The sequence below is a fragment of the Paenibacillus antibioticophila genome (assembly GCF_000455265.1).
Lineage (GTDB): Bacteria > Bacillota > Bacilli > Paenibacillales > Paenibacillaceae > Fontibacillus > Fontibacillus antibioticophila.
The window spans coordinates 119,012-139,343 of sequence record NZ_HG005139.1; the positions used below are offsets into that span (position 1 = coordinate 119,012).

Below are 20,332 nucleotides of genomic sequence, written 5' to 3' on the forward strand. Positions count from 1 at the left end.
TCACAAACAGCGTGAGATTCCTTCTCTTCCTTGGGCGATTGATTACTATACTGTATGTGTCCAGGGGCGAATGCGTATAGACGAATGTCCCGATTCATTAGGCTTTTGCCGGATTTGGGCACTATTTCTGTAATGCGTGAAACCGTTAATGCTTGAAAAGGGGGACTTGACTCGGGTACAATGGAATTGTGTTTAAGTCATGGTAGGGGATGATTATCCAGTGCAGCTTAAGAAATTGAATGATAAAAGCATTGATCAATTATTCGAAGCAATTCTTACATTGAAGGACATCGAGGAATGTTATATCTTTTTTGATGATTTGTGCACGGTCAATGAAATTCAGTCGCTCTCCCAGCGTCTGGAAGTGGCGCGAATGCTTGGCAAAGGGAATACCTATAACCAGATTGAAGCGGAGACCGGAGCCAGTACGGCTACGATATCCCGCGTGAAGCGTTGCCTGAACTATGGCAATGAGGGTTATAAGATGACCTTGGACCGCCTGGGCAGATAATAGAGGCGGTACACTTACTAAGTAGGGAGTCGGGCTCGCCTCAATGAACGGGAAGGATAGAATGCAATCATGACAAACAAGAAGGAGCCTCTTGCTTTGAACAAATCGGTTCAGCCAGGTGTGCTCATCATTAGCCATGGTTCTCCTGACCCGGGGTGGGCGGAGCTGGTCGACGGCACGGTTTCCGAGTTGATGGAATTACTCCCTGAAGGGATATCCGTGGAAGCTGTATTCCTGGATAACCAGGAGGGCAGGCTGATCCAGGACGGAATCGACCGACTGGAAGCGCAGGGGATTACGGAAATCATCGTTATCCCCTTGTTTGTGTCTTCTGGAAGTACGCATATAGATGAGATTACCTATGCTTTAGGCATCAAGAACACGCCGGAGAAGGAGACCGATATGGAGCGCCTTCGTATATCCGCACGCGTGTTTCTTGGCGTTCCTATACATGATGATCCTTTGATCGCCGAGCTTGTGTGGGACAAGGTGAAGGGATTATCGAAGCGGCCTGAACGGGAGGCGCTTGTTCTTGTCGGCCATGGCAGCAGGCATGACGGGTTCAGGCAGCGATGGAAAGAAGGAATAGCTGCCTTGTCGGCTCGAATCGGCGAGATCAGCGGCCTGGCGGCTGCCGATTATGCGCTGCTGAATCCAGATAGCCTGCGGTCACAGGTCAGCCGGTATACCGAGGAGATGGGGGATGAAGTCATAGTGGCTCCTTTATTTTTAAGTGCGGGTTATTTTACAAAAAGTGTCATTCCTGAGCGCCTTAAAGGCTTGCAATACCGGTATTCCGGGGGAGCCGTTGCTGCCGCATCCTCTGGTCGCCCGCTGGATGTATGCGCAAATATTGAATATAATGAGATCAGTGAATAACTAAATTGCGTCCAAACGGGTAATACCTTTTAATAGGGTTGCTTAGTACACCCTGGCAGTGAATAGAGATGTATTGAGGACGATAATGAATAACAGGTGGCGTTGATGAGATGAAAAGAGCTAGGCTGATCTATAATCCAACCTCCGGACGTGAAGAAATCCGGCGGTTGCTTCCTGACATCCTGGATCGGCTCGATAAGGCAGGGATTGAGACTTCCTGCCATGCGACAGCAGGAGAAGGGGATGCGACACGCGAGGCAGCGGAGGCTTGTGAGCGCGGCTACGATATCATCATCGCTTCGGGCGGAGACGGAACGCTGAATGAAGTCATTAACGGAATGGCTGGACAGAGCCATCTGCCCCCGCTAGGCATTTTCCCGCTCGGGACGACGAACGATTTTGCACGGGCGATGAAGATTCCGAAGCGCTGGGAGGATTACTGTGATCTGATTATTCAGAATCAGACCCGGCCGATTGATATCGGCAAAGTGAACGGAAGGCATTTCATTAATATTGCCGGAGGCGGCTCCTTGACGGAGCTGACGTATGAGGTGCCCAGCCGGCTGAAGACGATGATCGGACAGCTTGCTTATTATGTAAAGGGCGTCGAGAAGATGGTCAATTTGAGCCCGATGCATCTGGTCATTGAAGCAGCCGGACACGATACGATCGAGGGCGAGTTCATGTTGTTCCTGATCGCAAACAGCAACTCTGTCGGCGGCTTCGAGAAGCTGGCGCCTGGAGCGGAGATTGATGACGGGATGCTGGATGTGATCGCTGTGAGAAAATGCAATCTGGCAGAGTTCATTCGCCTAGTGTCGATGGCGCTGCGAGGGGATCATTTCAATGATCCGCATGTTGTCTATCTGAAGACCTCAAGGATGGAAGTGATTTCTCCGAATCATGTGCTGCTTAATCTCGATGGTGAGCTCGGCGGCGAGCTGCCCGGCGTGTTCGAGATTCTGCCGCAGCATGTGCAGATTTTTGCCTAGATGGAGCAGGAAAGGGATTAAGTACCTTTTGTGCTTTGCGCTTTGTGCTTTAAAGGTGAAGAGACGCTATAATTTGCTCATGAGTCCCCGCCAGAGATCGGCGGGGTTTTGTGCGGATGAGGCTATTTTGAGGATAAGTACAGGTTCAACACCGGAATCAGCGCTTGACCCGTGATGAACTTAACTTGCTTGCTGGAGTGATGGTAGATTTGAAGGTGTTTTGTAGGATATTCCATATAAAGCGTAGTCTTTTCAAGGTAAAGGCGAGTGTTTTATAGGAGAAATCATACAACTTTTCGATTTGAGGATGTCCTTGCTATGCTTTTGTATGTTTTTTCGTCTAGGATGCATCGATTCCTATAAATTTAAGAACAACTTATACGAAAAAGCGTACAAATGTTTTCAGGCACGGCATGCTGTAGGCAATCAGACCAAAGGGAACACGCCTAACTCTCCCGTCACGTCAGACACTGATTTTAAGATTGAACCTAATACAGGAATATGTTCTGGAAATGAGGCAATGAGATGAAGCGACAGCAGAGGATTCAAGGACAGCAAGGGCGAGGCAGGAAGGGACAGGCTAGTAAACGGCTTGAAGGTGTTCCGATAGCCAAGAATGATGTAGTCACACTGGAAATGGTCGGCATGAATCATGATGGAGAAGGCGTGGGTCGTGTGGAGGGCTATACGTTGTTCGTTCAGGCGGCGCTGCCCGGTGAGGTGATTCAGGCCAAAGTGCTGAAGACCAAGAAGCAGTATGGCTATGCGAAGCTGCTTAAGATTGTGGAACCAAGTCCCCAGCGCGTATCCGCTCCTTGTGCAATTTATGACCAGTGCGGCGGCTGTCAGCTTCAGCATCTCAGCTATGAAGGACAGCTGGCCTGGAAAAGACAGCACGTCGTCGATGCGCTGGAGCGGATCGGTAAGCTGCGTGTCGCGGGAGAGCAGAAGGATAGTGGCTTGAGGGATGCGACCACGGATGGAGAACGTGCGGAGAGCACGATGTCCGCAGCAGGGAAGGTGGACGGAAGTTCTCTGGCTGGCTCCGATCATTCCCGGTTCAATTCGGGAGATTTGCCGGGAGCAACAGCAGACAGCTCTAGTGAGGGTATCCGGGTGCTGCCTACGCTCGGGATGGATGAGCCATGGCGCTATCGGAACAAAGGCCAGGTGCCGATTGGGACGGCTGATGGCGGACTTGTGGGCGGATTTTATGCCCGGGGAAGTCATCGGATCGTGGATATGGAGACTTGTCTGATCCAGCATGAGGATAATGATGCCGCTGTCGCCGTGGTGAAGCAGCTCGGCAGTGAGCTGGGCATTTCCGCTTATAACGAAGAGACGGGACGCGGGCTGCTGCGCCATGTGGTGGTGAAGAAAGCTTTTCGTACGGGAGAAATGATGCTGGTTCTCGTAACCAATGGACGGGATATCCCGCACCTGGATGCCTGGATCGGCAGTATTCGGGATCGTCTTCCGGATGTGGCTAGCATCTGCCAAAATATTAATACCAAACGGACCAATGTGATCTTCGGAGACGAGACGCTTGTCCTGTGGGGAAGAGATGTGATCTATGATTACATTGGAGATGTGCAGTTTGCAATCTCGGCCCGCTCCTTCTATCAGGTGAATCCCGTGCAGACCGAGGTTTTATACCGGAAGACCGTGGAGTATGCTGGATTGACGGGCAAGGAAACGGTGATCGACGCTTACTGCGGGATCGGTACGATCTCGCTGTTCCTGGCGCAGCATGCGGAGCAGGTGTACGGTGTGGAGATCGTCAAGGAAGCGATCGAGGATGCTCGTGTCAATGCGGAGTTGAACGGGATGAAGCATGTGAAGTTCGAGGTCGGCGCCTCTGAAGACGTGATTCCGCGCTGGAAGGAGCAAGGCATCGAAGCCGACGTGATCGTCGTCGATCCACCGCGCAAGGGCTGCGACCCTCGCCTGCTGGACACGATCCTGGAGATGAAGCCTGAGCGTGTTGTGTATGTGAGCTGCAATCCGGCCACCTTGGCACGGGATTTGCGGGTGCTGGAGGATGGGGGATACAAGGCAGTAGAAGTGCAACCAGTGGATATGTTTCCGCATACGGTGCATGTGGAGTGCGTAATATTGATGGTACGCAAGGAATAAATGAGATGTGACAGTAATGCTCAATTACGATAGAGTCACAATGTATTTGGAGTGCAGCTAGTGGAGACTTAAGTTCGATCCCCTTGGCTCCATGACGAAGAAAAGAGGTTGTCCGTCAGGATCAGCCTCTTTTCGTATTTTAGAAACATGACATCTTCTCTGAGAGCGAGTTTAGAGTAAATTTTTCAGTTCTTCCGGATGGTATAAATATTTGTTACCACACACATTGCATGCAAATTCTATTGTACTGCCACTAATGTATGCATTCGATATCTCTTCCTTACCTAAGCCATACAGCATCGAATAGAACATCTCTTTTGAGCAGCCACAGAATAGTTGTATTGGTTTGTTCTCGAGCAATTCGGCATCATCAAATAGGGTGAAAGGCAACTGTTTCATGATCTCTTTGTTGGTTGCGTCAAAGAAGAGCGCTTTATGATCTGTGATCCTCCTTCTTATTTGGTGTTGCAGTGTAATTGGAGAACCTGGGAGCAACTGCACGAGAACTGCTCTGCTAAGTTCTATCTGATCTTGCTCGTTAAAAACAATGTAGGTCGAAATCCAGGTAGGAGTCTGTTCGCTCTGTGCATAATAGTGTGAAATATCATCGACAATGTTTCTATAAGGCATGTCGGTAATCCCAGTAATGATACTGTTCATTCCGATATCGTTCGTCAGCTGAATACAACCTTTGTCACCAATAATTTGTTCAACCGTGAATGGACTAATTCCCTCACCATGAGCGTTTAGCAGTTCATCACTGATAAATCCCCGCACGTTTCCTTCAGCATCGACATCCGCATATACTTTATAGTCCCTTTTGCTAGCACTGATTCTGAGACTAATACGATGATTATCCTTCAGTAATCCAGTTAAGGAACTTGCGCAGCTAACCGTTCTAGCCAGCAATGTTTTTAAAAGCCTATTCGTGTTTTGATTGGAGCATACCTCGTGGATCAAATTCGTATTTTCTACAAAAAGTATGCGTGCCTGCTTGTTTAATGCAAGTATTTTAGTAATATAATTCATAATAATTCTAATCCCCTCTTGTCAGCGTTTATTTTCAACTTTTATGTTAAAATCGATTATAAATCATGACGTTACGTTAGGTTCAAGGGGGTGCAAGATTTGGTTAAGAAAACATTAAAAATAGGAGTAGTTGCTAAGAAAACGGGACTTACTGTTCGAACCTTGCATCACTATGATCAAATTGGTTTGTTGAAGCCATCAGATGAAACAGAATCAGGTCACCGTCTTTATACAGATTCTGATATCGCGCGGTTACATCAAATTGTAACGCTCAAGCAGTTGGGTTTTACTCTTGAAGAAATAAAAGATATGATGAATAACTCTGATTACAATCCAAAGAAAATGCTGAATTTACATCTATCCCGTTTAAACGAGCAGATAAACCAACTGGTTGAACTTCGAAACAGGTTGCATGACATATTTGAACTACTTGATGTAGGAGAAGCTGTATCGAGTGAGCGTTTCCTGATGGCAATCCAAATGACGAAAATGATTGCAAGTCCCCATTTTTCGGAGAAGCACAAGGTAGAGATGATAAAAAAGTATAAGACGACGGTTACTAATGAATTGAGGAAAAATAACGCAGTAGGCAAGAACTTGCTTTCCGAATTCCGTGAAATGAAGGAAAATGGGAAGTTGCCAAGCGATCCCGAGGTTGCGCCACTAGCCAAACGATGGATACTTGAAATAGAGTCAGTTGCTCCTGAGGGATTTATTCAATCTGCCGAACATTATTACAGTGAGAACTTTACTGAATCGATTGCTTACGGCATGGATAGTGAGCTGTATCATTTCATCAAAGAAGCTGTCTCACACTTTACTTGATAGCGCAATATTACGCACTCAATCCATGTGGAGTGCGTAATATTGATGGTACGCGGGGAATAAATGTATTGGTGATACGGACATCCCCCTTAGCTCATAACTAAGAAAGAGGTAAATCTAAGGGGGACATCATCTTTATTGGATACGGAGTCATTAGGCTTTCTGATTTTTTCTCTTGTATATACCAAAGTACCAATAAATAAATATAATGAATAACACGACTAATCCGACATAGGCGATGTTGGAATACACATCCATAAACTTAACAATCGATGTCCAAGATTCTCCGACATAAGCACCGATGATGATTAAGACAGCATTCCAAATTAAGGATCCGAGTGTAGTTAGCAATAAAAAAGGTGTGAGATTCATGCGGGCCATGCCCGCAGGCAATGATATCAGGCTTCGAATTAGAGGAATAAATCGACAATAGAAAACAGTCCATTTTTCGTTTTTTCTAAACCATGCGTTAGCCCGTTGTATATCCTCTGGTGAGATTCTTAAGTACTTTTGCCATTTGGAAACAAATTTTTCAATTCGATCTGCGTTAAATATTCTTCCCACCATATACAGAATGATCGCACCGGCTACTGAACCCAGCGTTGCTGATGTAATGACACCAATGATGGATAAATTTGAATGAGTCGTGACAAACCCACCAAAGGTTAAAATCACTTCTGACGGAATGGGCGGAAAAAGGTTTTCTATCATGATTAAAAAGAAGATTCCAAAGTATCCGTAGTCGTTTAAAACTTCCAAAATAATTTCTTCCATCACACTACTCCTCATCCCCATACAATTTCTTTCTAAAAATAGCATCTAGAAATTTATACAGAATAAACATTCCGATAAAACCAAACGTGTAAATGATCAACATGCTAATAATGCTGACCATTGTGGTTGACCAACCAACGTAGCTGCTAATGACCGAAAGCAACAGGAACAGCGCAGTAAAAACGGCTGCATAACCAAGCAAGTAGGTATGCTTCATAAAGATAAACAAGTTCTTATCTTTCATTAACTGATGGATTTCTTTGATGTTAAATTCATTCATTGCGCGGGTCCGTGCATCTTTCTCGGACAGGTGATGCTGTATGACCAAGTCGGAAGCATAGTCTGCCAGATATGTTTTTAACTCTTGCGCCTCTTCAATGGAAAGTTTCATCTTGTCCACATACTCTTCAATATCTCCATGTAGGATTGCAGAAGTCACGTTATATTGGATGTGAGAAATATAGTTAATAATGCCCCATATGGTGGCAAGGCCAAAGGAAGTCCAGTAGCCCGATTGGACAATGACCAGATTATCGTTCACCGAGGATCGGTCAATATAGACTATCACTGCAAATAACAGCATTGAAGCAGCGATTAACATTTTATAGTTCAGTTGTTGAAAGTTAAACATTGAATCTTGGTGTGCTTTCATAAGTACCTCCTTAAATAAACCGATCAATCAATTTTCTTATTTCGGTCCATTCATTTGTTAATGTTTCGAGTTGATCCTTCCCCTCTTCAGTTAGCGAGTAGTACTTTCTTCGGCCTCCATTACTTTCTGTACCCCAGTATGAACGTAGAATGCTTCTGTTTTCCAAGCGTTTCAAAGACAAGTAAAGTGTGGGCTCCGGAATATCGAACTGATTTTGGGATTTTAGTTTAATCGACCGTGAAATTTCGTAGCCATAGTTATCCGCCCCATTTAAAATGGATAATATCAATAAGTCAACCATTCCTTTCATCATTTCAGTATTCAACTGCGATAACACCTCTCCATTATTACTTTTTATAACAAAGTACTTATTCAAAAAAAATGTAATGCTAAGCACTTGGAAAATATAATAGCACACTTTACTTTACATTACAATGTACTTTGTATAGCAAATTTAAGAGCAAGGCCTCGCATTATACCTTGTGATGAAGATCAGCCTGAGCTTTACAACATGTGGAGTCGGTCATATTGATGGTTCGAACATGAGATGTGACAGCGATTGCCTCCGGCTTTCGCGGTGCATTTCGAACAATGGCGGTCGAATGGAGGAATGGAACATCGTTCCGAGAGGGGAAGCTAATAGAGATGAACGGTCCGAGCAATAGGTAGGCGAATCCCGAGAATCTCGCTAAATGAGGGGGCCCTAAGCCATATAAATGACGATGAGCCCCTTTTTTTATCCGGGCTTTCACATGGGGAACATAGCTTTCTTAAAGCAAATGTCCGCCAGATACTTCAATGTCCTGGGCTGTAACCCAGCCGAAATCATCGGACAATAAATTCACAATGACCTTCGCCATATCTTCGGGTTGGCCGATTCTGCCAAATACAGATTGCTCAGCCAGCGGCTTAATGAATTCAGGATGTTTATCGAATGCTCCATCGCCAAAATTGCTGTGCGTAGGACCGGGCGAGATGGCGTTGACCCGAATTTGGCGAGGTGCAAGTTCTTTGGCGATGTAACGGGTCCAGGTTGAGAATGCTGCTTTTAACGAGCCGTAGACGGAGTACCCTGGAAATGACTGGTTTCTGGATGAACTCGTGGTATTTACAATAGCTCCAGCATCCTCCATGAATTCGACAAGTTGTTGTGTTAAAAAAATCGGTCCTTTGAAGTTCGTATTAAGAATCTTGTCGAAGTATTCATCGCTCATCTCAGTGAACATCATTGGCCCGCCGACACCGCCATTATTAACTAAGTAATCAAAAGTCGTTCTGTTCCAAATGTCCAGGAGGCTCTTTTTCACTTCCAGAACAAAACTTTCGAATGTTGATATTTGAGTCAAATCCAACTTCAGCGCGAATGCCCGAACGCCTTTATTCTTCTCAATTTCCTTAACGACAGCTTCTGCCCGGTCCTTATAGGAATTGTATGTGAGAATGACGCTAATTCCGCGCTTGCCAAGCTCAAGCGCCGTCGCTTTCCCAATGCCATTACTTCCACCTGTTACAATCGCAATTTTCATAAGATCCTCCTTATTTGGTGTTCGATCTGGCTTCAATTTTAGTTGCATCTGTTGAGAAAATATAGATCTAAAAATGCCTTTTGATTGCCTAAAAATACCACCTTACTTTTCAATAGACCCGAATCATCCTTTATATTTGTCGCGTGAATAGCCTAAAAATATCGAAGTATTTCAGAGCTGTGTTGAGGGATAAGAAGGCGTGTGATAGAATAAGCGCATGAAAAACGTCCTTGATGAAATTATTGATCTAATGGAAGGCGCAGGCACTCGACAGATTGAAACCGGAGTACCGGGGCTAAGTATGATTAAGGGAGACATTCCCGCTCATCAGCTCGCAGCACTCTACGAGCCGATGATTGGTTTTACGGTTCAAGGAACAAAGATTCTTTCAATCGGGGAACGTAGCACTAATCTGAAAGGGCCGTCATATTACGTGTTACCGGTGCATGTTCCTGCAACGGCGAGTGTACATCAGGACCGTAATGGCCGTCCTTACATGTCCCTTGGTCTCAAGTTGAATCAGAATGTTCTTCAGAGTTTATTAAGGGATCTTCCTGAAAATCTATTACCGACAGCCTCCAAGCATTTCACAGCTTGTGAAATGGACATTGAATTTATGGAGGCGTGGCTGCGCTTAATGCGATTATCGAAAACATCAAGAGATATTCCGGCTCTTGCACCAGCTTATGAGCGCGAAATCCTATATCGCGTTCTGATGGGACCACAAGGGTGGTATCTAAGGCAATTTGGCCTGCGGGAAAGTAATTTATCGAAAATGTCCCATATTATTCAGTGGTTTCGCGGTAATTTTATGAGGCCAATAGACATTGGAGTGATGGCATCAAAATCTGGTATGGCTATAAATACCTTTCACCGTCAGTTCAAACGGGCAACGGGTTTAAGTCCAATTCAATTTCAAAAGCAATTAAGGCTTTTGGAGGCTAGAAACCTCATAGCATTTGAGGGCTATCCAGTAGCAAGTGCCGCATATCATGTTGGCTATCAAAGTCCCTCACAGTTTAATCGAGAGTACTCTCGCTTCTTCGGTTCATCCCCAGCCCGGGACACTGAGAACCTGAGACGAATCGAAAGCACGAGGGACTAGATAGCGGGTATCTTTTTTATATACTCCACGCGTCATTGTCGGGGCTGCGTACAAATCCTCCCAGGTATAGCATTTGGCCCGTACAGCGTAATAATCCTTTTCGCGAAGGCCGTTCAGAACGGCCTTTATTTCAGCCTTGGCTACCCGGGTTCATGCCTGCCGTACGTTAATTCATAGAAACCCCCAGCTTGTCTGCGAGCGCCTGGATATCAATGCTGGCGTCTCCTTTGATAAATCGGTCAAAGAAGGCGACGGACAGCTGATTCACCGCTTTGTGCACGGATTGGGGCGGAGCGCCCTTCGGATACAAAAGAGGCGAATACAGGTAAAAATCTGTGAAGCTCATATGATTGGCATGCTTTAAAATGAAAGAGTACGCATCTTCTCCCGAAGCGGCTCGTTGGCGTCTGCTGTCGGATTCCGCCCAAAATTGCTCATAATGCGCCCGGGTTCTGCCGGAGGACGCAATGGCCTGATCCAGCGATTGCTCGAACCATTCGTAGTCTATGCTCTGCTCTGCATTCATCTGCATATATGGAAGATCGAACCCGTTCTCGGGTATGGATTGACCGTACAATATGCCATTCCATATTCAGCGCAGCCTTGATACGCGAATCCTCTATCAGCATTCGGGCCGCTGTTGCGCCGCCAAAGGAATGGCCGAATACGCCTGCACGATTCATGTCGATCTTCTCTGCAAGCCATGCGGGAACCGGCGAGGACGCCGCCTCCAGGGAATCCAGCACAAAACGGGTATCCTCGACCCAGAGCCGGCTTTTCTTCTCGTAATCCGCAAAGCCTGAAGCTGTTACTGGCCTCTCTCCCCAATCAGCTATTTTCACCCTCCCACTCCTCCTCCATAGCCCTCCAGAACATCCGCATCGCCGGGCTGGCGAGCTTATTCCGATGACGCACAGCATAGATGAACCGCTTCTCCGCCCAGCCAGGAATCCTCCGGACTATTAAATGTCCTTCGGCCTGCTCCGTCCCAATACCTGCCTCGGCAACCATGCCGACACCAATTCCATGCATAACGGCTGATTTAAGCGCTGCGGAACTGGATACCTCCATGGTTATATTTAGTGAAATACCCTGTTGATCCGCCCAGCTGTCAATGAGCCTGCGGCTGATTGAGCCTTCTTCATGGGAGATGAAAGGGTAAGAAGCTATATCCTCGGGCGACAGCTCCCTTATTTCAGCAAGCGGATGCCCAGGATAACAAATAAGGACCAGATCATCCCTCTTCAGTGGCAGCACAATGAGATCAGGATCTTCAATGGAGGTCTGCGAGATGATACCCAGATCAAGCTCGTATTTTTTAATTTTCTTCAGGATAAAAGGGGCTGGTCTGACGTCGAGAAGAACGGATAGACCAGGGTGGCTTTGTTTAAGCCGCTCCAGTAGTGGTGGGAGCATATATGTAGCAGGTGTATGCGTACTTCCTATCGCCAGCTTCCCCGCGTGAACTCCCTGATACACTGCCATTACTGACTCGGCTTCCGCAGATAACGCACTGATCTGAGCGGCATAATGATAGAAGGCTCTCCCTGCTTCCGTCAATTTAATCACGTGGTACGACTTTGTATGGAACAGGGATACCCCGACTTCTTCTTGTAGTTTATTCAAATGGAAGGTCACCGTTGGTTGTGTAATGTTTAGCTTTTGCGCCACCAAATACAGCTTTTGCAGCTCAACGGCCAGCACAAAGGCTTTCAACTGCTGTAAGTTCATAAGATCCCCCTATAGGTGAATGTTCGAAATAAAAGATAGATATTATCAATCTTAATTTATATTTTATAGATTTTATTTAACTTTATATTAACGTGGGGTTAATTTTTGGATGATACGAGCGGGATAGACTGGAGTAGTAATCAAAAGACCAAAAGGGATTAAATTTAATACACAAATTGGAGGGTGACATGAAAACAAACCGAAAGAACAAAAGTCTTCTAATGACGGTGCTCGTATCCGTCGTTCTTCTGCTCTCGGCTTGCGGGGGTAACTCCGGTGATTTGAATGGAAACGATAAGAACGCGGGTCAGTCAACAGCTAATCATTCTCCACAAGAGACAACTTCAACAGAGCCATCCACAGCGGCTTCTGAAGACACGGGCAAAACGATTTATTTATACGGCAACGATTTTGTTGACTTCATTGCTCCCAAATTTGCTGAAGAGACTGGCTACAAAATAGAAGCCGTTCACTACGGCGGTGGCGAAGCATTGGCTAAAATTGAGGCTGAGCAAGGCAACCCCCAATGGGATGTCTTGATGATGGACGGACACGGCTCCGTGCGGAACTTGGCCGACCGCGACTTCCTGCTAACAGGCTGGCAGCCGGATAATCTTGCCAATCTATCTGAGCTTGGCACTTCATACGTTCCAAGCGATCTCGCTTATTTTCCAATAGGTCTGCACGCCTCTGGTGTCATTGCCTACAACACAAAACTGGTCACTGCCGATCAAGCACCTCAAACCTGGGACGAATTCTTTGCCTTCCAGGGTCCGGTTGGGCATGCCGATCCGGCAGTCGCCGCACCTGCTTATCCGCTTGTATCTGCTTTGTTCGAGAAATGGGGAGTTGAGGAAGGGAAGGCCAAATACGCTCAGCGTTTTAAGGATGGCTTGCACATTTATCCCAAGAATGGTCCGGTTGGCAAGGCATTGCTCAGCGGAGAAATTCAGGTAGCCGCCCTGCAGGAGCATAATGCTTATGAATTAAAAATGACGGGCGAGCCGGTTGAAGTCATTTGGCCGGAGGAAGGCGCACCGGGAAGCTTGCGCGTTGCTGCCATCAGTAAGGACACCAAAAATCCGGCAGCAGCTAAGGCATTTGTCGAATATATGCTTAAACCGGAAACCCAGAAAATGCTGACCGAGCTCGAATCTACACAAAGCTTCTTCACTCCGCTGGTTAATGGTGTTGAAGGGCGAACCGGGCGTGAACCAAACGGTAAGTTCTTGTTGCCATCAGCCGAGTGGGCAGCAGAGCATGAAGTTGAAATCAAAACCTGGTTCGCCGATCAAAACGTAAAGTAGGAGCCCTTAAGATGAAATCCACGGAAGCACATTGGGGAGGCACGGTTACGTTCCTCCTCTTCCTTTTCATTTTCCTGCCACTGCTGGCTGTTCTCATTAATGTCGTCTTTCCTGGCTTTTTCTTTGGAAAGCTGGAATATGGCGGATTCGGCCTCATTACTGAAATTTTTCACCGCCCACTATGGCGGCAGTCGCTCTGGAACTCGGTATTGCTCGCCCTGGGCTCCGCTACCTTTGGAACAATGATAGGCGGGGCTCTCGCCACGGTTCGTGCCAGATGGAATTTCGCGGCTGGCCGGCTTCTGGACACAGCAGCCTGGCTGTTGCTGATTGCTCCATCGTTTATGATTGCTCAAGGTTGGGTGCTGTTCGCCAGTGCCGACGGTCTTGTCCATCAATGGCTTGGCTGGACCTGGGTCACATCGTTTATTTTTCAGCCATCCGGGCTTGTCTTTGTTATGGCGCTCAGCAAATTTCCACTGGCCTATTTGGCGATTGTCTCCGCCACAGAATGGAATGTCCGGCAATTTGGCCAAGCAGCCAGACTGAACGGCGCCAAGCCTTTTACCGTCTGGAGAACCGTCGACTTCCCCCTGGCTCTGCCTTCTTTTCTTGCTGGCTGGACGCTGGTATTTATGGATACCATCGGGGATTTCGGTCTTCCTGCAGCGCTCGCGACCGTCTATAAATTCCCGACGTTGACCTACTCCATTTATTCGGCTATTTATCAATCGCCTGTTCGTTTTGATATGGCGGGAGTGCTGGCCTTTTATCTTGTTATTCTGCTCGCTCTTGCCATGGCGTTGCTATTCTTCGCTTTACGCCGCTCGCGCTTTGACTTCCTGAACGCCAAAGCCGTCAGAACGGTGAGAGAGAAGCCCCGGCATGCCTGGGCCTACAATATCGTGATTGGCGGGTTCTTGCTTATCTGCTTGGGCATCCCGATTGGGACCAGCGCTGCGGTTTCCTTGCTTAAACAGATGGGAGAAGGACTTACCGCAGGAAATCTGACCCTGGATCATTACTCTGATCTGTTCACCGGCGCGGCTGGTGATCATCGGTTGCTTGAGTATGTGGAGGGACTCTATCATTCGTTAACGATTGCAGCTGCAGCAGCTGTATTCAGCATGTTAATCGGCTTCGTCACTGCATATGTATTGAGCTTCACGGAATCCCGCTTCAAGTCGGCACTACAATTGTTTTCAGTCATCTCACTGGCTGTTCCAGGGGTTGTGCTCGGGATAGGATATATCTTCATCTGGAATCAAAAGTGGCTGGAGCCACTAGGCCTTCACTTGTATGGTACACCGGCACTACTGGTCATTGCCGGCATCGCCGGAGCCATTCCCTACGCAGTGCGCGTGCAGATGGGCTCGTTCGGAGCACTGTCAGGTACCATGCTCAAGGCTGCGGCAATTCAGGGGGCGGGTGTGTTTGATCGAATGCGGCACATTGTGCTGCCGCTCGTACGTCAGTCGCTGCTCATGGCCACACTGGCCTCGTTCGGCACAAGTATCTTCGATCTGGCTCTGGCTTCCATGCTGAAACCCGCGAATTATTCGCTAATGCCGCTAGTCATTGATCGTGCCTTTGAATTTTCCAGATACGGGTATGCAACGGCTGCTACTGTAGTCAGCTGCCTGGTCGTCGTATTGCTGATTGTGGCGTTGCAAGCAACTGGAAGATGGGTATTTCGACGTTTGGACGGAAAACGCAACCAAGAGTTAGTGTAGGAGGGTTATCACTTGAGTATGATTTTAAAGCTGAAAGGCGTTTCAAAAGCATATGGTGCGCAGCAGGTGCTAAAGCCCATTTCATTCGAGGTCGAAGAAGGCGAACGCATCTGCATCCTGGGCCCATCCGGCTGCGGAAAATCGACGCTGCTCCAGCTTGTAGCTGGATTGACCCGGATTGATGATGGTGAGATTGAAATAAACGGGGTTACCGTAGAAAAGGGAAAGGGGCGCTATATCCCTCCCGAACATCGACCCATTAATATGGTATTCCAGGATTATGCCCTGTGGCCACATATGTCCGTGCGGCAAAATATTGAATACGGCATGAAACGGCGCAAAGTGAACAAAAACGAAATGCAGAGCCGTCTGGAGCATTTGCAATCGCTACTGAAGCTGGACGGACTGCTGGAACGGCTGCCGGCCCAGCTATCCGGCGGTCAACAGCAGCGTGTAGGTATCGCACGGGCGCTAGCGACGGGCCCCCGGCTACTGTTAATGGATGAGCCGTTATCTAATCTGGACGTCAAGCTGCGGACCGATATGCGCGGGGAACTGGCCAGTCTGCTCAGAGAATTGTCTATTGCTACTCTCTATGTAACCCATGACCGCATGGAGGCATTCACCATCGCCGATCGAATTCTGGTGCTCCGGGAAGGCGGCATTGATCAAATCGGAACGCCAGATGAGTTATTCGAACGTCCGGCTACCCCATGGGTAGCGCAACTGATGGGTTATCACAACCGCTTAAGGGTTCAATTTTCATCTCAAGGGAATCTGGCTACACTGGTAGCAGACACCCCGATTCAGGGAGTGCAGATAACTCCCGGTGCTTATTCAGGAGAAGGAGTCATGATGCTTCATCCAGAGAACATTTCTGTTTGTCAGGAGCCCTCGGCGACTAACGATAATTTATTTGAAACAGAGGTGTTGCAGGCCATCTATGAAGGAACAAGATGGAGATTCATTGTGAAGACCGATGATGGACAATCCCTCCATTTATTTCATGACAGGAGGGTAGAGCCGGGCGCCCAGTTGACCATTCAGGTTCCTGCGCAGAATGTCATGCTGTATGCAGCCCGCGCTGTCGCAGGCGATGAGTAAATTGTTTGCTGTCTCCGATATTCACGGCTATGGTCATTTGCTGGAATATCTGCTGAACCTTGCAGGATATAATCCACAGACAGATCGGCTATTCCTGCTCGGTGATTATGTAAATAAAGGGCCGGATTCTGTAGGCACTTTGGATCTGGTGCATAAGCTATGTATAGATGGAGCAGTCGCCCTTCAGGGAAATAACGAGCGCAAGTGGCTGAATCAAGTGCCAAGCAAGACCGATGAACATAAATCGGTGTCAACCTATTACCAGGAGCTGATCGCCGGGATGCCGCTATGGGCAGATTATGAGCGTTTTCTGTTTGTCCATGCGGGCTTGCGTCCAGACATTTCGCTAGAGGAGCAAACTCCCGAGGATTTGACAGAGATACGCGACCCCTTCTTCAAGGCTCCCGGCCTTCCGGGCAAAACCGTCGTATTTGGTCATACATCTACTTACCGCTTTGGCCTGCAGCCAGACCATTTGTGGTTTGGGGATGGTAAGCTCGGCATAGACACGGGGGCTGGCCACGGCTATTTTTTGAGTCTGGTCGAGTTGACGGAAGGATGGCAGTGGTCGGTATCCGTCTTGCCGCCATACAACGTAGGATTGACCAGATTTGTCCTGGAATAATCACAAATATTAGAGCCGCACTATACTTATTGCGACGGAATAATCTTGAAAACCGAAGGCTATAGCACAATGGCGGCAACAGTCGGGATTAAAATTGCCGTCCCAGCTACTTCCAAATGATTTGTATGAAAGGAGCTGCGCTTCGGTACACGAAGCACGGCTCCTATTCGCATTGTAGGTAAAGTTAAGGCAATAAGGGATTTTCAATAGCGTTGCGATATTCACTATTTTCAAATGCCGCTGTAAGACGCGGCAAAGGAATGCCTGCCTTTTTGGCTTCCCTTACAACTTCAAGTACCGCAAAACCCGCTTTGCTGTTGTTGTGTTCCATGAAAAGCCGCGCCAAGCTGCCCTTTGCAAAAATGACCTTGTTAAATAGGATGCCCAGAAGTCCCGGAGGAACTTTAGTCAGCATGAGAGAAGTGGCATCAGGCTTTCCACCTCTTGCTTTCAGTACAGGGATCATTTCCCTCATATTCAACCCAACATTGGAAAAGGAGTCGCGATGGTTCAAAACCGCTGGAAAACTCCCCTGTCTTATCACCTCCGTCTCCATAGCCGCATTCATGGCAAAGTGGTTCCATAGCCAGTTTTGCATATCCTTGATCCAGCTAATTTTAAAATGGGCACTTTCAAATAGTTCTTTGACTTTGTTGTTAATCTGTTCAGTGCCTACCCGTGGTTTTTCAAGAAATACCATTTTCAAAAAGCCGCCTCTAAGCCGATTGTCCGCTATGCCGCCTCCTGCTCCGGGGAAGCCAAAGACAACATTGTTCATAGACAAGGGTGCGATAGATGACTTCAAATCTTGCCAAACATTATTGAATATGAGGATAGGAGTATGGCCTGCAGCAGTTGCTAGGAATTGTGCCGCTCCCGGAAGCTGTTCCGTGTTGACGCTCACAATAATGAGGTCATACTTGGGAAGGATCTCCTCATGAAGTTTGATGTTCCAGCTTTCTTTGATGAGCTTTTTCCCTTTTCGTCCATCCCACATTTCAAGCTCTATACTACTTCCGAAGGTTTCTTTTCTCCCTTTTCTAACGTAAAACTCCACTGTATGCCCTACCTGTTCAAAAGCCCACGCATATTGGGTCGATATTAAACCTCTACCGAAGAATAAAATTCTCATGTTAGCCCCCTTAAAATAGTTGATAATCCCTGTTGATAATCCGACAACGTGTTGTATAATAATATTGTATGCATTTACTATACGGTCATCAACCATCAGATTTTTAATATCTGTCGGATCATCGCTTGAACTGGAAATGGAGGTAAATCATGAAGAAGCAACCTGAAATGACGGACAAAACAAGGCAAACATTTATAAATGTGTTCTGTGATTTATATAGCCAAAAACCCATTGAAAAAATATCGATTCAAGAGATTGCTAACAAGTCAGGCTATAACCGCAGTACATTTTATCAATACTTTACAGATATTTATGAGTTGCTGAACTACGTGGAAGAGGATGTTTTGAAATCCATTAACGAGGAAATGGTAAACAGGGAGCTTTCTACGCATACGTTCCAAGATGCGCTTCAATGTTTGGAAAATGCAGAAGAAATTTCAGTCCTAAAAGCCCTTTTGGGTGACTATGGTTCTGTTCATTTTGTTGAACGCCTAAAAAGAGAAATTCCCTTTGAAAGATTGATTGTGGACCTTCCAACAAATGATATCTTAGCGCCATACCTGATTGAGTTTTACATATCAACATTAATATCTTTGTTTCGCCTTTGGATACGCAACGACAAAGATTTATCGTCGGAAGAATTGGTCAAGCTGATCGATAGCCTATTCGCTAATGGGATAAAACCGTATCATATCTTAATCAAAGGTGAGGGTTAGTTACGCCAAAAAATATTAAAAGCCGGACTCATTTCTTTCATAATTGGCGGCAGGGCAGAGGCGTTGGATATTTATGCATACATTGCAGGAGACTGTATAAACTGGCGGCGCTTTCTTCCGATTTAAGGGAATATTATCAAGCTTAATAACTTCACTGACAGCAGTTGTCAGTGAAGTTGTTTTATGATAAGGATTGTTACCTACCAAATTTGTTGAGGAGCAATTAGAAAATGAATCGTACCGTATATCTTTATGTGTTTGATACCATGTCCGACTGGGAAATCGGTTATTTAGCCGCCGAACTGAACTCTGGAAGATACTTCAGACAGGGGCTGGATTCAGCCAAAATAGTCACCGTTGGGATAGAAAAGACTCCAATCACGACAATGGGCGGATTGAAAATAATGCCTGACATGAAAGTGGAGGAGTGCAGCATTAACAGCGTAGATGCACTGATTTTACCAGGTGGAAATACATGGACAGAAGCGATCCACGTGCCCATACTAAAAATGGCCGAGAAGTGTTTAAAGGAAGGGATCGTAGTTGGAGCAATTTGCGGCGCTACCATAGGACTTGCTCAAGCAGGATTGTTGGAGTCCCGTTGGCACACAAGCAATGATTTGGCCTACCTCAAAATGATTTGCCCTTCCTACACGGGTGAAGACTATTACAAAGTGGAATCTGCTGTCACCGATGGGAAATTGATCACCGCATCCGGAATAGCTCCATTAGAATTTTCTGTTCATGTTTTAAAAGCGCTAGATGTATTTTCTCCAAAAACATTAGACGCTTGGTATCGTCTTAATAAAACTCATGAACCTGAATATTTCTACGAGTTAATGAATTCAATCCAATGATCGTATAGAGATATAAGTCTTGTGGAGTGCCTAATGTTGTTAGTGCGGAAATGAGTTGTGACAATATTGCTCAGGTCCAAGTTAAGGAGGCTCTTGCCGTTCGCAAGGTCTCCTTACCTACTTAGGGAGCTGTATGGGCTTCGTTGACTATCCGTTTTTTGAACATCAGCTTTATATGCAAAGTAGATATACTTGACAAACACAAACACGTTGATTGCCCCAATCACACCAAAAGCCGACCGAGCAACCACCTCCGGTATGCCGAACAAGATAATCCCGTTCATATCACCACCGCCAAAAAATCCGCATAAGACAGACAAGTAGATGGGGTCAATGAGAAGCATCCCTAAAGTCATATAATAAAAGGTGGCTTTGATAACCTTGTTATTGGATTTCAATATTCGTTTTGTCATCAAAACAAGTGCATATCCGAGTAACAGCGTAGCAAGCGGCCCGGCGATACAAAATACAGCAAGTTGTAAATCGGACATAGCCTCTTTATTAACAACGATTTGCATTCCGGGAAACATGAATTTTATCCTCTGATAAGCCCCCATAAAAAGCGCGGCAATCGCATGTGTTCCCTCATGAACAATGTAATAACAAAGGATAGCTATAATTAAACCTAACCATTTTCGTGCGTTACTCTTCATGGTTTAGATCTCCCTTTTCCCAGTTAGGTGATGAAATAATTGAAA

Annotated in this window: 22 protein-coding genes; 12 read left to right on the forward strand and 10 right to left on the reverse strand. The window is 46.5% G+C overall.

Annotated features, from left to right (window positions below; genetic code table 11):
* Positions 1 to 220: 220 nt before the first annotated feature.
* The 4 genes from TX85_RS00520 to rlmD all read left to right on the forward strand — a co-directional run bounded on the left by TX85_RS00520 (position 221) and on the right by rlmD (position 4,518).
* Entirely contained in the window at positions 221 to 511 is a 291-nt protein-coding gene (locus TX85_RS00520; RefSeq protein WP_044477206.1) for a YerC/YecD family TrpR-related protein, read from the forward strand.
* 69 nt (positions 512 to 580) lie between these two features.
* Positions 581 to 1,390 carry a sirohydrochlorin chelatase gene (locus tag TX85_RS00525; protein ID WP_316244861.1) on the forward strand — a complete coding sequence of 270 codons (810 nt, stop codon included), beginning with the start codon at positions 581 to 583 and terminating at the stop codon, positions 1,388 to 1,390.
* 110 nt (positions 1,391 to 1,500) lie between these two features.
* Positions 1,501 to 2,382, forward strand: coding sequence for a diacylglycerol kinase (locus tag TX85_RS00530; RefSeq protein ID WP_044477207.1), 882 nt, complete (start codon positions 1,501 to 1,503; stop codon positions 2,380 to 2,382).
* A 525-nt stretch (positions 2,383 to 2,907) separates the two neighbouring features.
* Positions 2,908 to 4,518, forward strand: coding sequence for a 23S rRNA (uracil(1939)-C(5))-methyltransferase RlmD (rlmD, locus tag TX85_RS00535; RefSeq protein WP_081671600.1), 1,611 nt, complete (start codon positions 2,908 to 2,910; stop codon positions 4,516 to 4,518).
* A gap of 171 nt (positions 4,519 to 4,689) precedes the next feature.
* Here rlmD and TX85_RS00540 read toward each other — a convergent pair whose 3' ends face one another.
* Positions 4,690 to 5,547, reverse strand: a complete 858-nt coding sequence (locus TX85_RS00540; RefSeq protein ID WP_044477208.1) for an Hsp33 family molecular chaperone HslO — start codon at positions 5,545 to 5,547, stop codon at positions 4,690 to 4,692.
* 99 nt (positions 5,548 to 5,646) lie between these two features.
* Between TX85_RS00540 and TX85_RS00545 the strand changes: the two genes are divergently transcribed.
* Complete coding sequence (locus TX85_RS00545; protein WP_049894738.1) at positions 5,647 to 6,372, forward strand: MerR family transcriptional regulator; 726 nt, start codon at positions 5,647 to 5,649, stop codon at positions 6,370 to 6,372.
* Between the two features lie 153 nt (positions 6,373 to 6,525).
* On the opposite strand, the gene TX85_RS00550 is transcribed toward TX85_RS00545, so the two are convergent.
* The 4 genes from TX85_RS00550 to TX85_RS00565 all read right to left on the reverse strand — a co-directional run bounded on the left by TX85_RS00550 (position 6,526) and on the right by TX85_RS00565 (position 9,324).
* Positions 6,526 to 7,146, reverse strand: coding sequence for a DedA family protein (locus TX85_RS00550; protein WP_044477209.1), 621 nt, complete (start codon positions 7,144 to 7,146; stop codon positions 6,526 to 6,528).
* Positions 7,147 to 7,150: 4 nt separating this feature from the next.
* On the reverse strand, positions 7,151 to 7,798 hold the full coding sequence (locus TX85_RS00555; protein ID WP_044477210.1) for an ammonium transporter: 648 nt from the start codon (positions 7,796 to 7,798) through the stop codon (positions 7,151 to 7,153).
* Between the two features lie 10 nt (positions 7,799 to 7,808).
* Positions 7,809 to 8,111 carry a PadR family transcriptional regulator gene (locus TX85_RS00560; protein ID WP_049894939.1) on the reverse strand — a complete coding sequence of 101 codons (303 nt, stop codon included), beginning with the start codon at positions 8,109 to 8,111 and terminating at the stop codon, positions 7,809 to 7,811.
* Between the two features lie 457 nt (positions 8,112 to 8,568).
* Positions 8,569 to 9,324 (reverse strand): SDR family NAD(P)-dependent oxidoreductase, encoded by a 756-nt coding sequence (locus TX85_RS00565; protein ID WP_044477212.1) that lies wholly within the window; start codon positions 9,322 to 9,324, stop codon positions 8,569 to 8,571.
* A gap of 217 nt (positions 9,325 to 9,541) precedes the next feature.
* On the opposite strand from TX85_RS00565, the gene TX85_RS00570 reads away from it, so the two are divergent.
* Entirely contained in the window at positions 9,542 to 10,429 is an 888-nt protein-coding gene (locus TX85_RS00570; protein ID WP_044477213.1) for an AraC family transcriptional regulator, read from the forward strand.
* A gap of 166 nt (positions 10,430 to 10,595) precedes the next feature.
* On the opposite strand, the gene TX85_RS27155 is transcribed toward TX85_RS00570, so the two are convergent.
* Genes TX85_RS27155 through TX85_RS00580 form a run of 3 tightly spaced genes read right to left on the reverse strand, consistent with a single transcriptional unit; the run spans position 10,596 to position 12,160 of the window.
* Positions 10,596 to 10,955 carry a hypothetical protein gene (locus tag TX85_RS27155; RefSeq protein WP_233500751.1) on the reverse strand — a complete coding sequence of 120 codons (360 nt, stop codon included), beginning with the start codon at positions 10,953 to 10,955 and terminating at the stop codon, positions 10,596 to 10,598.
* Positions 10,864 to 11,271: an alpha/beta hydrolase gene (locus TX85_RS27160; protein ID WP_049894740.1), complete on the reverse strand. Its 408-nt coding sequence runs from the start codon at positions 11,269 to 11,271 to the stop codon at positions 10,864 to 10,866. Before TX85_RS27160 ends, TX85_RS27155 begins: the two co-directional genes overlap by 92 nt.
* A complete protein-coding gene (locus TX85_RS00580; protein ID WP_044477214.1) occupies positions 11,258 to 12,160 on the reverse strand; it encodes a LysR family transcriptional regulator in 903 nt (300 codons plus the stop codon). Before TX85_RS00580 ends, TX85_RS27160 begins: the two co-directional genes overlap by 14 nt.
* Before the next feature lie 188 nt (positions 12,161 to 12,348).
* Between TX85_RS00580 and TX85_RS00585 the strand changes: the two genes are divergently transcribed.
* From TX85_RS00585 to TX85_RS00600, 4 genes are read left to right on the forward strand one after another with little or no spacing between them, the layout of a single operon-like run.
* Positions 12,349 to 13,467, forward strand: a complete 1,119-nt coding sequence (locus TX85_RS00585; protein ID WP_044477215.1) for an extracellular solute-binding protein — start codon at positions 12,349 to 12,351, stop codon at positions 13,465 to 13,467.
* Between the two features lie 11 nt (positions 13,468 to 13,478).
* Entirely contained in the window at positions 13,479 to 15,200 is a 1,722-nt protein-coding gene (locus TX85_RS00590) for an ABC transporter permease (RefSeq protein WP_044477216.1), read from the forward strand.
* A gap of 18 nt (positions 15,201 to 15,218) precedes the next feature.
* Positions 15,219 to 16,304, forward strand: a complete 1,086-nt coding sequence (locus TX85_RS00595; protein ID WP_044479696.1) for an ABC transporter ATP-binding protein — start codon at positions 15,219 to 15,221, stop codon at positions 16,302 to 16,304.
* Entirely contained in the window at positions 16,297 to 16,929 is a 633-nt protein-coding gene (locus tag TX85_RS00600) for a metallophosphoesterase family protein (protein WP_044479697.1), read from the forward strand. Before TX85_RS00595 ends, TX85_RS00600 begins: the two co-directional genes overlap by 8 nt.
* Positions 16,930 to 17,113: 184 nt before the next feature.
* Here the strand turns inward: TX85_RS00600 and TX85_RS00605 are convergent, their stop codons facing one another.
* Positions 17,114 to 18,061 carry a ketopantoate reductase family protein gene (locus TX85_RS00605; RefSeq protein WP_044477217.1) on the reverse strand — a complete coding sequence of 316 codons (948 nt, stop codon included), beginning with the start codon at positions 18,059 to 18,061 and terminating at the stop codon, positions 17,114 to 17,116.
* A 149-nt stretch (positions 18,062 to 18,210) separates the two neighbouring features.
* Between TX85_RS00605 and TX85_RS00610 the strand changes: the two genes are divergently transcribed.
* On the forward strand, positions 18,211 to 18,777 hold the full coding sequence (locus tag TX85_RS00610) for a TetR/AcrR family transcriptional regulator (RefSeq protein ID WP_044477218.1): 567 nt from the start codon (positions 18,211 to 18,213) through the stop codon (positions 18,775 to 18,777).
* 230 nt (positions 18,778 to 19,007) lie between these two features.
* Complete coding sequence (locus TX85_RS00615) at positions 19,008 to 19,634, forward strand: type 1 glutamine amidotransferase family protein (protein WP_044477219.1); 627 nt, start codon at positions 19,008 to 19,010, stop codon at positions 19,632 to 19,634.
* Positions 19,635 to 19,747: 113 nt separating this feature from the next.
* Here TX85_RS00615 and TX85_RS00620 read toward each other — a convergent pair whose 3' ends face one another.
* Positions 19,748 to 20,287: a hypothetical protein gene (locus TX85_RS00620; RefSeq protein WP_044477220.1), complete on the reverse strand. Its 540-nt coding sequence runs from the start codon at positions 20,285 to 20,287 to the stop codon at positions 19,748 to 19,750.
* Between the last annotated feature and the right edge of the window lie 45 nt (positions 20,288 to 20,332).

Bases quoted from the DNA above. Each gene is read 5' to 3' on its own strand.
- TX85_RS00525 (WP_316244861.1), top strand. From the start codon at position 581: ATGACAAACAAGAAGGAGCCTCTTGCTTTGAACAAATCGGTTCAGCCA.
- TX85_RS00530 (WP_044477207.1), top strand. From the start codon at position 1,501: ATGAAAAGAGCTAGGCTGATCTATAATCCAACCTCCGGACGTGAAGAA.
- rlmD (WP_081671600.1), top strand. From the start codon at position 2,908: ATGAAGCGACAGCAGAGGATTCAAGGACAGCAAGGGCGAGGCAGGAAG.
- TX85_RS00540 (WP_044477208.1), bottom strand. From the start codon at position 5,547: ATGAATTATATTACTAAAATACTTGCATTAAACAAGCAGGCACGCATA.
- TX85_RS00550 (WP_044477209.1), bottom strand. From the start codon at position 7,146: ATGGAAGAAATTATTTTGGAAGTTTTAAACGACTACGGATACTTTGGA.
- TX85_RS00555 (WP_044477210.1), bottom strand. From the start codon at position 7,798: ATGAAAGCACACCAAGATTCAATGTTTAACTTTCAACAACTGAACTAT.
- TX85_RS00560 (WP_049894939.1), bottom strand. From the start codon at position 8,111: ATGATGAAAGGAATGGTTGACTTATTGATATTATCCATTTTAAATGGG.
- TX85_RS00565 (WP_044477212.1), bottom strand. From the start codon at position 9,324: ATGAAAATTGCGATTGTAACAGGTGGAAGTAATGGCATTGGGAAAGCG.
- TX85_RS00570 (WP_044477213.1), top strand. From the start codon at position 9,542: ATGAAAAACGTCCTTGATGAAATTATTGATCTAATGGAAGGCGCAGGC.
- TX85_RS27155 (WP_233500751.1), bottom strand. From the start codon at position 10,955: ATGAATGCAGAGCAGAGCATAGACTACGAATGGTTCGAGCAATCGCTG.
- TX85_RS00580 (WP_044477214.1), bottom strand. From the start codon at position 12,160: ATGAACTTACAGCAGTTGAAAGCCTTTGTGCTGGCCGTTGAGCTGCAA.
- TX85_RS00585 (WP_044477215.1), top strand. From the start codon at position 12,349: ATGAAAACAAACCGAAAGAACAAAAGTCTTCTAATGACGGTGCTCGTA.
- TX85_RS00590 (WP_044477216.1), top strand. From the start codon at position 13,479: ATGAAATCCACGGAAGCACATTGGGGAGGCACGGTTACGTTCCTCCTC.
- TX85_RS00595 (WP_044479696.1), top strand. From the start codon at position 15,219: ATGATTTTAAAGCTGAAAGGCGTTTCAAAAGCATATGGTGCGCAGCAG.
- TX85_RS00600 (WP_044479697.1), top strand. From the start codon at position 16,297: ATGAGTAAATTGTTTGCTGTCTCCGATATTCACGGCTATGGTCATTTG.
- TX85_RS00605 (WP_044477217.1), bottom strand. From the start codon at position 18,061: ATGAGAATTTTATTCTTCGGTAGAGGTTTAATATCGACCCAATATGCG.
- TX85_RS00610 (WP_044477218.1), top strand. From the start codon at position 18,211: ATGAAGAAGCAACCTGAAATGACGGACAAAACAAGGCAAACATTTATA.
- TX85_RS00615 (WP_044477219.1), top strand. From the start codon at position 19,008: ATGAATCGTACCGTATATCTTTATGTGTTTGATACCATGTCCGACTGG.
- TX85_RS00620 (WP_044477220.1), bottom strand. From the start codon at position 20,287: ATGAAGAGTAACGCACGAAAATGGTTAGGTTTAATTATAGCTATCCTT.